A 14,029-nucleotide genomic window follows, 5' to 3' on the forward strand; every position below is an offset into this window, starting at 1 on the left:
GCCATGTAAGCGGGCCCGCCGCGACCCGCGTAGGGTTGCGCGCGGCGGGCGCCTGAACTCTCGTCTCAGGCCGCGCGCTCCCTCCTACTTGTTCACCAGCTTCGCCGGCTGCGCCAGGGCCACCAGCGCCCCCACCACCAGGCAGCCCGACAGCATGTAGAGGCCGGTATTGGTGGTGCCGGTCATGTCCTTCAGCCAACCCACCAGGTACGGGCTGACGAAACCCGCCAGATTACCCACCGAATTGATGAGCGCGATGCCAGCCGCGGCCGCCGTGCCGCCGAGCAAGGCGGTGGGCAGGCTCCAGAACAGCGGCAGCACCGTGCAGATGCCGATGTTCGCCACCGTCAGCGCAGCGATCGCCAGCACGGTATTGCCGCTCCAGACCGCCGACAACAGCAGGCCCAGCGCGCCAAACAGCGCGGGCAGCGCGACGTGCCAGCGGCGTTCGCGGTGGCGGTCCGAGTTGCGCGAAATCAGGATCATGCCGATCACGGCGAACAGGTTGGGAACCGCCGTCAGCAGACCGATGGCCAGCGGGCTCTGCACCCCTGTGCCCTTGATCAGGGTCGGCATCCAGAAGCCCACGCCGTAAAGCCCCATCACGAACGAGAAGTAGATCAGCGACATCGCCCAGACGCGCGGCTTGGCCAGCGCGGCGCGGATCGGCGGGTCTTCCTTCTGCTGTTCCTCGGCCGCGATATTGCGGATCAGCACCGCCTTTTCCGTGGCGGTCAGCCATTTGGCCTTATTGATGCGGTCATCCAGATAAATCAGCACCAGCACGCCGATCAGCACCGACGGTATGCCCTCCAGCAGGAACAGCCATTGCCAGCCCGACAGGCCATGGTCGCCATGGAACGTGCTCATGATCCAGCCGGAGATCGGCCCGCCGATCAGCCCGGACATGGGCACCGCGGTCATGAAGAAGGTCGTGATGCGGCCGCGCCGCGCCGCGGGGTACCAGTAGGTCAGGTACAGGATGATGCCCGGAAAGAATCCGGCCTCGGCCGCGCCCAGCAGGAAGCGCAGGATGTAGAACATGTGCACGCTGGTCACGAACATCATGCAGGCGGAGATGATCCCCCAGGTGATCATGATGCGCGCGATCCAGATCCGCGCCCCCACCTTGTGCAGGATGATGTTGCTGGGAATTTCGAAAATGAAGTAGCCGATGAAGAAGATGCCCGCGCCCAGCCCGTACACGGTCTCGCTGAACTGAAGCTCCTGCAGCATCTGCAGCTTGGCAAAACCCACGTTCACGCGGTCCAGGTAGGCCACGACGTAGCAAACCACCAGCAGCGGCACCAGCCGCCAGCCTACCTTGCGGTAGATCCGGTCTTCCTCAGACGCCGGGATCGCCGGCGAAACCCCGGGGGCCATCGCATTTTCCATCTATGTCTCCATTCCTCTGTCGGGATAGGCCGGCTGCGCCGGCGCCTTTACGGCCCGGTCATCCCGATCAGGAACGGCTGGACCGCTTATACGCAGCCTAGAACCCCTGACTTGACAAAAAACTGAACAACTTGGGGTCCACGCCGGGAAACCGCCTGCTCGCGATCCGTCCCCCTTCCCGCCAACGCGGCCGCGCACTTGGCCCAAGCACGGTAAAATGTTTGGTTTCGCACAAAAGTCATCAGGACAGGATCATCATGGAAGCCGAACGTCAGAACCAGCTCGCAGCCCGCCTCGCCGATTACGCGGAGCGCGAACAGGCTCTACGGAGGTATCTTTGACTACGATGCCAAAGCTGAACGCCTGCAAGTCGTAAACGCCGAGCTCGAAGATCCGGCGGTCTGGAACGACCCCAAGCACGCCCAGGACCTGGGCCGTGAAAAGAAAGCCCTCGAAGACGTGGTGGAAACGCTCACGGCGCTGGGCACAGGCCTGTCCGACTCGAACGAACTGTTCGAAATGGCCGCCTCCGACGACGACGACGCCACCCTCGAATCCATCGAGCAGGACGCCGACGCCTTCCAGGAAAAGCTGGAAGCGCTGGAATTCCGCCGCATGTTCTCCAATCCGGCCGATCCGCTGAATTGCTTCCTGGACATCCAGGCCGGCGCCGGCGGCACGGAAGCGCAGGACTGGGCCTCCATGCTGCTGCGCCAGTACCTGAAGTACGCCGAGCGCAAGGGCTTCAAGGCCGAAGTGCTGGAAGAATCCGAAGGCGACGTGGCGGGCCTGAAGTCCGCCACCATCAAGATCGAAGGCGAGTACGCCTTCGGCTACCTGCGCACCGAAACCGGCGTGCACCGCCTGGTGCGCAAGAGCCCGTTCGACTCCTCGGGCGGCCGCCACACCTCGTTCGCCAGCGTCTTCGTCTACCCGGAAGTCGACGAATCCTTCGAAGTCGAAGTGAACCCCGCCGACCTGCGCGTGGACACCTACCGCGCGTCCGGCGCGGGCGGCCAGCACATCAACAAGACCGACTCGGCGGTGCGTCTGACCCACATGCCCACCGGCATCGTGGTGCAGTGCCAGAACGACCGTTCGCAGCACCGCAACCGCGCCGAAGCCATGCAGATGCTGAAGTCCAAGCTCTACGAACTCGAGATGCGCAACCGCATGGCCGAGCAGCAGAAGCTGGAAGACTCCAAGACCGACGTGGGCTGGGGCCATCAGATCCGTTCCTATGTGCTGGACCAGAGCCGCATCAAGGACCTGCGCACCAACGTTGAAATTTCCAACACGCAGAAAGTGCTGGACGGCGACCTGGATCCCTTCATCCAGGCCAGCCTGAAGCAAGGCATCTAAGTTTCGCGATACTCCCCCTCAACGCATCCAGAGGTTCACGAATGTCCGACACCATTGCAATTCTCACCGGCGCATCGCGCGGCATCGGCGCCGCCATGGCGCGCGGCCTGGCCAAACCGGGCACCCGCCTGATCACCCTGGCGCGCCGGGAAGATCCCGAGCTGGCCGCCTATGCGCGTTCGCAGGATGCGCAGCTGGAACAGCTGTCCGTGGACCTCTCGGACCTGAACGCCGTTGAAGCGGCGGCGCAGCGCATCTGCGCGTCGCTGCCGCGCGATGCCAGCCGCTATCTGCTGATCAACAACGCCGGCACGGTGCACCCCATTGCCGGCACCGACGCGCTGGTCGACGGCGCGGCCATCACCGCCGCCTTCAACCTGAACGTCAGCGCCGTCATGCTGCTCACCGCACGCTTCCTGGCCGCGGTCGAAGACCTCAAGGCCGACCGCCGCGTGCTCAACATCTCCTCCGGCGCGGGCCGCAACCCGAACGCCGGCTGGGGCGTCTACTGCGCCACCAAGGCCGCGCTCGACATGTACTCGCGCGTGGTCAAGGCCGAGCAAGGCGCCGACGGCGCGCGCATCGTCGCGCTGGCCCCCGGCATCGTCGACACCGACATGCAGGTCGCCATCCGTTCCAGCGATCCGGAAAGCTTCCCGGCGCTGGCCAAGTTCCAGGAGTTCCACGCGACCGGCAAGCTGTCCTCGCCCGCCAACGTGGCCTCCCGCATCCTCGCCTACCTGGATCGCGAAGATTTCGGCACGACCGAGATCGACGACATCCGCAATTACGACTGATTCCCCGACCATGACCGACCACTCGACCACTCCGGCGCCCGCCCAGGATGAAAACCGCTTGATCGCCGAACGGCGCGCCAAGCTGGCCAAACTGCGTGAAGCCGGGGTCGCGTACCCCAACGATTTCGTTCCCGACGCCCGCGCCGCCGCCTTGCACGACAAGTACGACGGCCAAGAGCAGGAAGCCCTGGCCGCCAACCCCGTCACCGTCAAGGTCGCGGGCCGCATGATGCTCAAGCGCGTCATGGGCAAGGCCAGCTTCGCCACGCTGCAGGACAGCACCGGCCGCATCCAGATCTACCTGGACCGCGGCACCCTGGGCGAAGACAGCTACGCCGCGTTCAAGCAATGGGACATCGGCGACATCATCGCGATCGAAGGGTCGGTCTTCAAGACCAACAAGGGCGAACTGTCGGTGCACGCCGCCAGCGCGCGCCTGCTGTCCAAGTCGCTGCGCCCGCTGCCGGACAAGTTCCACGGCGTGGCCGACCAGGAACTGCGCTACCGCCAGCGCTACGTCGACCTCATCATGACGGACGCCACGCGCCGCACGTTCGAGGCGCGCAGCAAGGCCGTGGGCAGCATCCGCCAGTTCATGCTGAACGCGGGCTTTCTTGAAGTGGAAACCCCGATGCTGCACCCGATCCCGGGCGGCGCGGCGGCCAAGCCCTTCGTCACGCACCACAATGCGCTGGACATGGAAATGTACCTGCGCATCGCGCCCGAGCTCTACCTCAAGCGCCTGATCGTGGGCGGCTTCGAACGCGTGTTCGAAGTCAACCGCAACTTCCGCAACGAGGGCGTGAGCCCGCGCCACAACCCTGAATTCACCATGATGGAGTTCTATGCGGCCTTCGCGGAATACCGCTGGCTCATGGACTTCACCGAAGAGCTGATCCGCCAGGCCGCCATCTCGGCCACCGGCAGCGCCGTGCTGACCTACCAGGAACGCGAACTGGACCTGTCCAAGCCGTTCGACCGCCTGACCATCTGCGAAGCCATCCTCAAGTACGCGCCGGGCTACACCCAGGCGCAACTGGACGATCCAGCCTTCGTGCGCGCGGAACTCAAGAAGCTGGGCGCCGACGCCGACGGCCCGGTGCTGTCGCGCGCCGGCCTGGGCGCGCTGCAGCTGGCGCTGTTCGAAGAGACCGCCGAAGCCAAGCTCTGGAACCCCACCTACATCATCGACTACCCGGTGGAAGTCTCGCCGCTGGCGCGCGCCTCCGATACCCGCGAGGGCATCACCGAGCGCTTCGAGCTCTTCATGACCGGCCGCGAAATCGCCAACGGCTTCTCGGAGCTGAACGATCCCGAAGACCAGGCCGAGCGTTTCCGCTCGCAGGTCGAAGCCAAGGACGCGGGCGACGAGGAAGCCATGTTCTACGACGCGGACTACATCCGCGCCCTGGAATACGGCATGCCTCCGACGGGCGGCTGCGGTATCGGCATCGACCGCCTGGTCATGCTGCTGACCGACAGCCCCAGCATCCGCGACGTCATCCTCTTCCCGCACCTGCGCCGTGAAGACTAAACGGGCGCTGGCATCATGATCTTCAAGATCCTGATGCTGCTGCTGGTCGTGGCGGGGCTGGTCTACTGGATCAAACAGCCCCGCAGCGGCTCGCCCTATTCCCCCTATCCGGCGGCGCGGCCGCGTCGGCCGGCGTTCATCGCGCTGTGTATCGCCGCGGCGCTGTCGGTGGCGGCTTCGCTCATGACCTTCCTGTTGTGGGCGGGCGGCGTGGCCGGCGGCGTAACCGGCGGCGGCTATCACGGGCAGGTGGATTTCCTGCTGCCCGTGGCGGGCACGCTGCTGGCGCTGGCCGTCGTCTGCGCCGTAGGCGCGTTCCTCAAGCGCCGGGGCTGAACGCCCGCCCCTGCCGCGCGCCTATTCGGGCCACTTGCCGGCGCCCGCCGGCAACGACGGCAGCGAGGCCTGCAACATCGCATCGATGAATTCGGCGGGCGGCAAGCGGCCGTCCGGCTTGTACCACTGCACCGTCAGGTTCATGGCGCCCAGCACGCAGCGCTTGATGACGCGCGCATCGCCTTGCAGCAGCCCCGCCGCGACCGCTGCCGCCACCGCGTCCTGCCACATCTCCTCATAGTGGTCGCTCAGCGATTTCACGGCCGCGCGGCTGGACGCGGACAGGCTGCGCCATTCATAGACCAGCGCGTTCATCGCGTCGCCGCCCGCGCCGTGCAGCATGCTCCACATATGCACGCGGAACAGCGCCGCCAGCCGGTCAGCCGGCGCCCGGTAGCGCGCCAGCGCCCGTTCGCCGTCGTCTATCACTTCCTGGATGCCGTTGTTCATCACCGCCACCAGGATCTCCTCCTTGCTGCGGAAATGATGGAACAGGCTGCCGGACTGCAGACCCACCGCCCGCGCCAGCTCGCGCACGGTGGTGCGTTCATAGCCGTGCTTGCAGAACAGCTGTCCGGCCGTCAGGATCACCTCGCGCCGGCGTTCGGACTCCGAACCCTCGTCCCGCCCTTGCGCGGCCTCCCGCAGTTTCTCCATGTCCGGTCACAGCCTCTGGATGATGGTCGCCGTGGCCATGCCGTGGCCGATGCACATCAGCTGCATGCCCAACTCGCCTTCGGTGGCTTCCAAACCCGTCAGCATCTTGGCCATCAGGCCGGCTCCCGTCGCCCCCAGTGGATGCCCATGCGCGATCGCCCCGCCCCAGGGATTGACGCGCGACAGATTGGCGCCCAGTTCACGCTGCCAGGCCAGCACCACGCTGGCGAAGGCTTCGTTGATCTCGATCCAGTCGATGTCTTCCAGGCTCAGGCCGGCGCGCGCCAGCGCCTGCCGCGCCGCCGGGATCACGCCCGTCAATTGCAGCACCGGATCCGATCCCACCACCACCCGCGCCAGGAAGCGCGCGCGGGGTCGCAAGCCATCGGCCAGCGCCGCATCTCGGTCGGCCAGCAGCACCGCGGACGCCCCGTCCGCCAACTGGCTGGCGTTGGCGGCCGTGACGCCACCCTGGCCTGGCGGCCGCAAGGCAGGCGCCATGGCGGCCATGCGGGCGGGGTCGGTTTTCTCGCGTATGCCTTCGTCACGCCCGGCATCGGCCCGCGGCCCCGGCAGCAGCTCGGCGTGGCGGCCGGCCTGCGCGGCGCTCCAGGCGCGCGCGTGGCTTTCCCTTGCCCATTCGTCCATCTCTGCCTGGGACAGCTGCCAACGTTCTGCGATCCGCTCCGCGCTCTCGATCTGGTGGATCAATGGATAGCGCTCCAGCAGGGCCGGGTTCAAGCCTTCGAAGCCGCGGAACTCGCCCTGGCCCAGCGTCACGTCCAGGAACATCGGCACCCGGCTCATGCTCTCCACGCCGCCTGCGACCACGTAGCGCATGTCGCCCGCGGCGATGGCTTGCGCGCCGAAATGCACCGCCTGCTGGCTGGATCCGCACATGCGATTCAGGGCCACGCCCGGCACGCTCTCAGGCAGGCCAGCAAGCATGGCGGCCAGCCTGCCGATGTTGGCGCCCTGCTCGCCCGCCTGGCTGACGCAGCCCGCGATCAGGTCCTCGACCTGGGCCCCCGGCAGTCCGGCTCGCGCCAGCAGGCCGGACACCGTCTCGGCCAGCAGCGTATCCGGCCTGGTATCCGCCCACCATCCGCCGCGCCGCCCGAAAGGGGTGCGCACGGCCTCCACGATCACGGCTTCGTTCATGCCGTCGTCTCCTCAACGTAGAGCGCTTCGATCTCATCCGCGTAGCTGCGGTAGATGCTGGCGCGCCTGACCTTCATGGTCGCGGTCACTTCGCCATCGTCGTGATCCAGCTCCTTGGTCAGCAGATGGAAGCGCTTGATCTGCGCCACCGGCGCCAGGCCGGCGTTGGCGCGCGCGACTTCCTGCTGCACCAGTTCGCGCACCTGCGCGCATTCGGCCAGCGAGCGGAAATGCGTGAAGGCGATGCGGCGCGACTCGGCCCATTTGCCCACCGTGTCGAACTCCAGCTGGATCAGCGCGGACACGTACTTCCTGCCGTCCGCGATCACGATGCATTCCTTGACGTAAGGGCTGCCCTTGACCGCGTTCTCGATCTCGGAGGGCGTCAGGTTCTTGCCGCCCGCCGTGATCATGATGTCCTTCAGGCGGTCCACGATGCGCACGCGCCCCGCGTCTTCGGCCACCACATCGCCCGTATACAGCCAGCCGTCGCGCACGGTGCTGGCGGTGGCTTCCGGATTCTTGTAATAGCCCTGGAACACCATATCGCCGCGCACCAGCAGCTCGCCGGCCTCGCCCATGCGCCATTCCACGCCCAGGATGGGTTCGCCCACGGTGCCCACCTTTACGCGGTCCGGATGCTGGCCGAAGATCATGCCGGCGGACTCCGTCAGCCCATAGACCTCGATCAGCGGCACGCCCAGCGTGCGGAAGTAGCGCACAACGTCCGGCGAGATCGGCGCCGCGCCGGTCATGGCCACGCGCACCCGCCGCAGCCCGATGAAGTTCTGCAGGGCGCGCAGCACCAGCCAGTACCAGAGCCAGCGCGTCCAGCGCTCGCGCAACGTGTACTGCGCGGGGGACTTTTCCAGGAACGGCGTGCAGGCGGCCAACGCGCGTCCGTAAAGCCATTGCTGCAAACGCCCGGCCTCCTGCATCTTGATCGAAATGGCGGCGTGCAGTTTTTCCCAGATGCGCGGCACGCCCAGGAAGATCGTCGGCGCGACTTCGCGCAAATCTTCCTGCACCGTGCGTATCGATTCGCCAAAGTTCACCTGCGCGCCCAGATAGATGGGCACGAAGGTGGACAGCATCTGCTCGGCCACGTGACATAGCGGCAGGTAGGACAGGTGCACGCTGCCGCCGTCCATCGCCAGGCGGTCGGCAATGCCCGGCGCCACGCCGCGCATGTTGCCGTAGCTCAGCATCGCGCCCTTGGGCTTGCCGGTGGAACCGGACGTGTAGATCATGAGGCCGGTATCGTCCAGCCGCTGGCCGTCCAGCGCCGCGTTCAACGCGGCGAGTTCCGCCGCCTCGCGCCGCGCGCCCTCGGCCTCGATCTCGGCGTAGGTCACGATGCGCTCGCGCTCGGCCGGCGCATAGGAGCGCAGGCCCTTGGTCTCCATCATGACGATGCGGCGCAAAAGGGGCAGCCGGTCCGCCACCTGCAGCACCTTGTCGGTCTGCTCCTGGTCCTCGCACACCACCAGTTCCACGTCCGCGTGTTCCAGCACGTAGCCCATCTCCTCGGCCGGGCTGGTGGAGTACACGCCCACCGCCACCGCGCCGACCGCGCCCGCGCCCATCTGCGTCAGCAGCCATTCGACGCGGTTCTCGGACACGATGGCGACCCGCCCGCCCGCGCTCAGCCCGAGGGCGCGCAGGCCCAGTCCCACGCGGCAGGCCCGGCTCCAGTATTCCGCCCAGGTCATGGGCTTCCAGATGCCGAAATCCTTTTGCCGGATGGCGATGGCCGCGGGTTGGCGCCGGGCCTGTTCGCGCAGCATCTGCGGCAGCGTCAAGGCCGGCCACGCCTGCGCCGATGCGCCGGAGGTATCCATATGCTTGTCCATCATGACAGCCAGCGCTTGCGGCGCTTGTAGTGCTTGATGTCGCGAAAGCCACGGGCCTCGCCCGTGCCGCCCACGCCCAGATAGAACTCCCGCACGTCGGGATCCGCCGCCAGCTTTTCGGCGCTGCCGTCGATCACCACCTTGCCGGTCTCCATGATGTAGCCATAATGCGCCACCGCCAAGGCCACCGAGGCGTTCTGCTCCACCAGCAGCATCGACACCCCTTGTTCGTGGTTGATGCGCGCGATGATGGAGAAGATGTTCTCGACCAGCATCGGCGACAGGCCCAGCGAAGGTTCGTCCAGCAGCATCAGCCTGGGCTGCGCGATCAGCGCGCGGCCGATGGCCAGCATCTGCTGCTCGCCGCCCGACAGATAGCCTGCCAGGCCGCGGCGCCGCTCGAACAGGCGCGGAAAGTAGCCGTAGACCAAGTCGAAGTCGACCTTCGCCCCCGGCCTGCCCGTCAAGGCATAGGTCGCGGCCACCAGGTTTTCCTCGACCGTCAGGTCCTCGAACACCCGGCGTCCCTCCATCACATGCGCCAACCCCGCGCGCACCAGGTTCTGCGGCCTGGCGCCCGCGGTGTCGCCGCCGTTGAAGACGATCTGCCCGCGCACCAGCGCACCGTCCTCCAGATCCAGCAGGCCGGACACGGCCTTCAGGGTGGTGGACTTGCCGGCGCCATTGCTGCCCAGGAGAGCCACGATGCTGCCGGCGGGCACCGACAGGGACAAGCCGCGCAGCACCTGCACCGCCTTGTTGTAGACGACTTCGATATTGTTGATATCGAGCACTGCCGCTGCGGGCGCTGCGGCATGCGCGTCATGTCCAGGGTTCACAGCCGCCTCACTTCAGCACGATCCAGTCGGATGCCGGCACCATCTGCTTCTGCTTCACATCGGCGCGATAGATCCGGCCCACCGGGATGGAGTTGCCCTTGATCGAGATCGGCACGCCGATCAGGCCGCCCGTGTCGAAGTCCTTGATGCCGTCCAGCGCCGCCTTCATGTTGGCGCTGGTCAGTTCCTTGCCGGCGTCCAGCGTGCGCTTGGCGACCTCGGTGAACAGCATGGCGGCCAGGAAGCCCTGCATGTAGCCGGTGCTCTGGTACTGCGGGCGCATTTCGCGGATCTTCTTCAGCATCGGCGCGTCGGTCGCCGTGTCGTAGTAGTAGCGGTACGGCATCACGCCCATGAAGCCTTCGGCATCCTCTCCCATCTGCATCACGGTGGAGTTGTCCATGGTCCAGAACGTGCCCATGTAGCGCGTCTTCAGGCCCATGCGCTTGCCCTGCCCCACGAATTCGGGAATCGGCGCCAGCACGTAGCCGTGGAAGATGGTGTAGTCCGGATCGGCGCGGCGCAGCTTGATGACCTCGGTCGACACGTCCACGCTGCCCGGCGGCGTCATGATCTCGGTCGCGACCTTCAGGCCCAGCTTTTCCGCCACCGCGCGCGAGCTGGCGATGGGATCGCGGCCGAACTCCGTGTCCGAATACACGAAAGCCACCTTGGCGCCCGGCTGTTCCTTGGCGATATAGCGCAGCAGTATGCCGAACATTTCCGTGTAGTCAGGTCCCAGCATGAACTGGGCCGGGTACTTGGCCGGATCGTTGAGTTCGGTGGCAAAGGACGCGCCTGTCATCAGGATGTCGCCCGTGCGGTTCAGCTCGGCGTTGATGGTCTTGGAGAAGCCTGTCGAGTCGCCGTAGTAGAAGTTCACCTTGTTCTGGCTGGTGATCTTCTTGAAGGCCGCCACCGACGCGTCCACCTTGTAGGCGGTGTCTTCCGGCACGTAGCGCAGCTTGCGGCCCTTTACCCCGCCCTGGTCGTTGACGATCTTCACGTAGTCGGTGATGCCGGCGTGGATGCCCTGCCCGGCGAAGGCGAACACCCCGCTCAGCGGGATGGAGCCGCCCAGCACCAGGTCCTCGGCCGCCTGCGCGGCGGGCGCCGCCGACAGGGCCGCCGCCAGGCCCAGCGGGGCCAACAACCTCGATAAACCGCTGCCGATCCGGATGCGCTTCATGGTTAGTCTCCTGAGGGTCTTATGGATGGCCGCCGCCATGGCTAGGTACGGAAAGGCCAGAGGTGGAAGTAGCGGCGCACGCGCCGCCAGATTTCCGCGAGCCCGTGCGGCTCGAAGATCAGAAAGCCCACGATCAGCAGGCCGAAAACAATGGTGCGCACCGGCGAAATCAGGCGCAGCGCGTCGCCGCCCACCGGCAGCCAGCCCACGATCAGCTTGAGCAGTTCCGGCACCATGGTCATGAAGATGGCGCCCAGGATGGACCCTAGGATCGTGCCCATGCCGCCCACGATGATGGCCGCCAGGAAGAAGATCGACATGATCAGCGGGAAGCTCTCGGGCGTGACCACCCGGAAGAAATAGGCCCACATGCCGCCCGCCACGCCGGCATAGAACGAAGACAGGCCGAACGACAGCAGCTTGTAGCGCAGCAGGCGTATGCCCAGCACCTCGGCCGAAATGTCGCGGTCGCGTATGGCGATGAAGGCGCGCCCGATGCGCGTGCGGAACAGGTTGGCCGCCCCCAGCACCATCAGCGCCGTCACCGGCACGATCAGCCAGTAGATCTTGAACGAGGTATCCAGGTCCACGCCCAGCACCCGCGCCGGCGGCACCTGCAGGCCGGTCGTGCCACCCGTGAACTGCCAGTTGGCGAAGATGAAATGCGCGATGAACGACGCGGCGATCGTGGCGATGGCCAGGTACAGGCCCTTCACTCGCAAGGACGGAATGCCGACCAGCAGGCCGCCCGCCATCGCCACCAGCCCTCCGGCGACCAGATTGAGCAGCACCGGCGTGCCCAGCCGCTGCTCCAGCACCGCGACCGTGTACGCCCCCAGTCCCATGAAGGCGGCCTGCCCCAGGCTGACCAGGCCGGTATAGCCCGTGAGGATATTCAGTCCCGTGGCGCTGGCGACGTTGATCGCCACCAGGCAGGCCAGGTACAGCCAGTAGGCATCCGCCACGAAGGGAAACATGACCAGGGACGCAGCCAGCAATACCAGCCACGCCTTCTGCGTACGGGTGTCGAACAGCGCTTCGTCCGCAAGATAAGTCTGCTTGGCAGTCGCGATGCGCATCGGTCAGAGCCTCTCGATTTCACGGGTGCCGAACAGGCCATAGGGCCTGACCATCAGCACCACCACCAGCACGATGAAAGTGGCCAGCAATTTGTATTCGCCGCCCATGTAGGCGCCGGCCCAGGCTTCCAGCAGGCCGATGAACACGCCGCCCACCAGGGCGCCCGCCACGCTGTCCAGCCCGCCCACGATGACCACCACCAGCACCGACAGGCCGAACACGCCCATCGACGAGGAGATGCCGCCGATCGCGCCCACGATCACGCCCGACACCGCGGCCAGCGCGCCCGCCGCCACCCAGGCCAGCGAAAACACGCGCGGCACGTTGATGCCCATGGCGTAAGCCGCGCCCTGGTCCGAAGCCGTGGCCCGCAGCGCCACCCCGCCGCGCCAGTAGCGGAACACCACCAGCACCAGCAGCGCCAGCACTACCGCCACCCAGAAGCCGTAGAACACCTTGGGCGCGACGAAGGCCTCGCCTATCATCACCGGCGAGCGCGGCATGAATTCCGGCAGGCGGCGCTGGTCCGCCGTCCAGATCAGTTCGACCACGCCCACCAGGATCGACGCCAGCCCCACCGTGATCATGAATACCGAGATCGGCGCTTCGCCCAGCATGGGACGGATGGTCAGCCGCTCGACCAGCGCCCCCAGCGCGCCCGACACCATCACCGCGCCCACGATGGCCAGCCAGATAGGCCATTCCATGCCGGTGGCAAAGGCATAGAACACGTAGGCGCCCAGCATCAGGAATTCGCCGATGGCGATGTTCACCACCCGGGTCGCCTTGTAGACGATGACGAAGGCCAGCGCCGCCAGCGCATAAAGCCCACCGCTGCCCAGCCCGGCCAGCGTGACTTCCAGGAAGAACAGCATGTCCATCAGGCCGCCTCCCGCAGGCGCCGTCGCAGATCGCCGACGTCGCCCGCGCCCAGATAAGCCTGGATGACCTGCGGGTCTGCCTGCACCTGCGCCGGCGTGCCATCGGCAATGACTTGGCCGAAGTTCAGCACCACCACGTGGTCCGACAGGTCCATCACCATGCCCATGTCATGCTCGACCATCAGCACCGTCACGCCCCATTCTGAGCGCGCGTCCAGAATGAAGCGCGCCATGTCGTCCGTCTCTTCGCGGTTCATGCCCGCCACCGGTTCGTCCAGCATCAGCACCTTGGGATTCATGGCCAGCGCCCGCGCCAGCTCCACCCGCTTTTGCAGGCCGTAGGACAGCGCGGCCACCGGCGCGTGGCGGATGTGGTCGATCTCCAGAAAGTCGATGATGCGTTCTTCGATGTCGGCGCGCAGCGCCATCTCTTCGCGGCGCGCCCGCCCGAAATACAGCAAGGCATCCAACACATTGGTCCGCAGGTGGGCGTGGCGGCCCAGCTTGATGTTGTCCAGCACCGTCATGCCGCGGAACAGCGCAATGTTCTGGAAGCTGCGCGCCAGGCCCAGCCGGGCGCGTTCGGGCGCCGCCACGCGCGTGATGTCGCGACCCTGGAAGCGGATCTGCCCGGATGCGGGGCGGTAGAAGCCGGAAATGGTGTTGAACAGCGAGGTCTTGCCCGCGCCATTGGGGCCGATGACCGTGGTGATGGAGCCGGACTCCACGCGAAAGCCCACACCGGTAAGCGCCTTGACCCCGCCGAACGCCAGCGTGACCCCATCCACCTCCAGCAAGGGAGGGCTGTCGGACTGATCCACCATTTGTCTCCTCGCCTTTACATGCGAAGTTTTTATCGACGTTGGTCTGGCGAACCCGCGAGGCAGGAGATGCAACGAACCTGTCTTTACCTACGCCAGTACAGCGCCGGAAAATCGTTCTATG

13 protein-coding genes are annotated in these 14,029 nt (G+C 66.3%); 4 read left to right on the top strand and 9 right to left on the bottom strand.

Going from position 1 to position 14,029, the window contains the following annotated elements:
• Positions 1 to 84 precede the first annotated feature (84 nt).
• Positions 85 to 1,395 (bottom strand): MFS transporter, encoded by a 1,311-nt coding sequence (locus tag HV766_RS14615; protein ID WP_125470689.1) that lies wholly within the window; start codon positions 1,393 to 1,395, stop codon positions 85 to 87.
• Between the two features lie 257 nt (positions 1,396 to 1,652).
• Between HV766_RS14615 and prfB the strand changes: the two genes are divergently transcribed.
• The 4 genes from prfB to HV766_RS14635 all read left to right on the top strand — a co-directional run bounded on the left by prfB (position 1,653) and on the right by HV766_RS14635 (position 5,424).
• A protein-coding gene (gene prfB, locus HV766_RS14620; protein WP_119451233.1) for a peptide chain release factor 2 occupies positions 1,653 to 2,757 on the top strand; the annotation gives its coding sequence in 2 pieces (ribosomal slippage) (positions 1,653 to 1,733 and positions 1,735 to 2,757; 1,104 coding nt in all).
• Between the two features lie 41 nt (positions 2,758 to 2,798).
• Positions 2,799 to 3,554 (top strand): SDR family oxidoreductase, encoded by a 756-nt coding sequence (locus tag HV766_RS14625; RefSeq protein ID WP_119451232.1) that lies wholly within the window; start codon positions 2,799 to 2,801, stop codon positions 3,552 to 3,554.
• Positions 3,555 to 3,564: 10 nt separating this feature from the next.
• Positions 3,565 to 5,088, top strand: a complete 1,524-nt coding sequence (gene lysS, locus HV766_RS14630; RefSeq protein WP_054456145.1) for a lysine--tRNA ligase — start codon at positions 3,565 to 3,567, stop codon at positions 5,086 to 5,088.
• Positions 5,089 to 5,103: 15 nt separating this feature from the next.
• Complete coding sequence (locus HV766_RS14635; protein ID WP_054456143.1) at positions 5,104 to 5,424, top strand: preprotein translocase subunit TatB; 321 nt, start codon at positions 5,104 to 5,106, stop codon at positions 5,422 to 5,424.
• A gap of 21 nt (positions 5,425 to 5,445) precedes the next feature.
• On the opposite strand, the gene HV766_RS14640 is transcribed toward HV766_RS14635, so the two are convergent.
• The 8 genes from HV766_RS14640 to HV766_RS14675 are packed head-to-tail and all read right to left on the bottom strand — an operon-like array spanning position 5,446 to position 13,908.
• The gene (locus tag HV766_RS14640) at positions 5,446 to 6,081 is read right to left on the bottom strand and encodes a TetR/AcrR family transcriptional regulator (protein ID WP_376784718.1); all 636 of its coding nucleotides are present in this window, start codon (positions 6,079 to 6,081) and stop codon (positions 5,446 to 5,448) included.
• Positions 6,082 to 6,087: 6 nt separating this feature from the next.
• Positions 6,088 to 7,242 carry a thiolase family protein gene (locus HV766_RS14645; RefSeq protein WP_054456139.1) on the bottom strand — a complete coding sequence of 385 codons (1,155 nt, stop codon included), beginning with the start codon at positions 7,240 to 7,242 and terminating at the stop codon, positions 6,088 to 6,090.
• Positions 7,239 to 9,098 (bottom strand): AMP-dependent synthetase/ligase, encoded by a 1,860-nt coding sequence (locus HV766_RS14650; protein WP_175162169.1) that lies wholly within the window; start codon positions 9,096 to 9,098, stop codon positions 7,239 to 7,241. The genes HV766_RS14645 and HV766_RS14650 overlap by 4 nt, the downstream gene beginning before the upstream one ends.
• Complete coding sequence (locus tag HV766_RS14655; protein ID WP_054456135.1) at positions 9,095 to 9,889, bottom strand: ABC transporter ATP-binding protein; 795 nt, start codon at positions 9,887 to 9,889, stop codon at positions 9,095 to 9,097. The genes HV766_RS14650 and HV766_RS14655 overlap by 4 nt, the downstream gene beginning before the upstream one ends.
• A 52-nt stretch (positions 9,890 to 9,941) precedes the next feature.
• Positions 9,942 to 11,123, bottom strand: a complete 1,182-nt coding sequence (locus HV766_RS14660; RefSeq protein WP_175181408.1) for an ABC transporter substrate-binding protein — start codon at positions 11,121 to 11,123, stop codon at positions 9,942 to 9,944.
• A 41-nt stretch (positions 11,124 to 11,164) separates the two neighbouring features.
• Complete coding sequence (locus HV766_RS14665; RefSeq protein WP_175181409.1) at positions 11,165 to 12,202, bottom strand: branched-chain amino acid ABC transporter permease; 1,038 nt, start codon at positions 12,200 to 12,202, stop codon at positions 11,165 to 11,167.
• Between the two features lie 3 nt (positions 12,203 to 12,205).
• Positions 12,206 to 13,084 carry a branched-chain amino acid ABC transporter permease gene (locus HV766_RS14670; protein ID WP_175181410.1) on the bottom strand — a complete coding sequence of 293 codons (879 nt, stop codon included), beginning with the start codon at positions 13,082 to 13,084 and terminating at the stop codon, positions 12,206 to 12,208.
• Positions 13,084 to 13,908 carry an ABC transporter ATP-binding protein gene (locus HV766_RS14675; protein WP_054456127.1) on the bottom strand — a complete coding sequence of 275 codons (825 nt, stop codon included), beginning with the start codon at positions 13,906 to 13,908 and terminating at the stop codon, positions 13,084 to 13,086. Before HV766_RS14675 ends, HV766_RS14670 begins: the two co-directional genes overlap by 1 nt.
• Positions 13,909 to 14,029: the final 121 nt, after the last annotated feature.

It is taken from the genome of Achromobacter aegrifaciens, from assembly GCF_902859735.1.
In the GTDB taxonomy this organism is placed as follows: Bacteria; Pseudomonadota; Gammaproteobacteria; order Burkholderiales; family Burkholderiaceae_B; genus Achromobacter; species Achromobacter aegrifaciens.

What these genes read in the sequence shown, in the direction of transcription:
- HV766_RS14665 (WP_175181409.1), bottom strand. Translation starts at nt 12,202, where the DNA reads ATGCGCATCGCGACTGCCAAGCAGACTTATCTTGCGGACGAAGCGCTG.
- HV766_RS14670 (WP_175181410.1), bottom strand. Translation starts at nt 13,084, where the DNA reads ATGGACATGCTGTTCTTCCTGGAAGTCACGCTGGCCGGGCTGGGCAGC.
- HV766_RS14625 (WP_119451232.1), top strand. Translation starts at nt 2,799, where the DNA reads ATGTCCGACACCATTGCAATTCTCACCGGCGCATCGCGCGGCATCGGC.
- HV766_RS14645 (WP_054456139.1), bottom strand. Translation starts at nt 7,242, where the DNA reads ATGAACGAAGCCGTGATCGTGGAGGCCGTGCGCACCCCTTTCGGGCGG.
- HV766_RS14635 (WP_054456143.1), top strand. Translation starts at nt 5,104, where the DNA reads ATGATCTTCAAGATCCTGATGCTGCTGCTGGTCGTGGCGGGGCTGGTC.
- HV766_RS14660 (WP_175181408.1), bottom strand. Translation starts at nt 11,123, where the DNA reads ATGAAGCGCATCCGGATCGGCAGCGGTTTATCGAGGTTGTTGGCCCCG.
- HV766_RS14675 (WP_054456127.1), bottom strand. Translation starts at nt 13,908, where the DNA reads ATGGTGGATCAGTCCGACAGCCCTCCCTTGCTGGAGGTGGATGGGGTC.
- HV766_RS14615 (WP_125470689.1), bottom strand. Translation starts at nt 1,395, where the DNA reads ATGGAAAATGCGATGGCCCCCGGGGTTTCGCCGGCGATCCCGGCGTCT.
- HV766_RS14640 (WP_376784718.1), bottom strand. Translation starts at nt 6,081, where the DNA reads ATGGAGAAACTGCGGGAGGCCGCGCAAGGGCGGGACGAGGGTTCGGAG.
- HV766_RS14650 (WP_175162169.1), bottom strand. Translation starts at nt 9,098, where the DNA reads ATGATGGACAAGCATATGGATACCTCCGGCGCATCGGCGCAGGCGTGG.
- lysS (WP_054456145.1), top strand. Translation starts at nt 3,565, where the DNA reads ATGACCGACCACTCGACCACTCCGGCGCCCGCCCAGGATGAAAACCGC.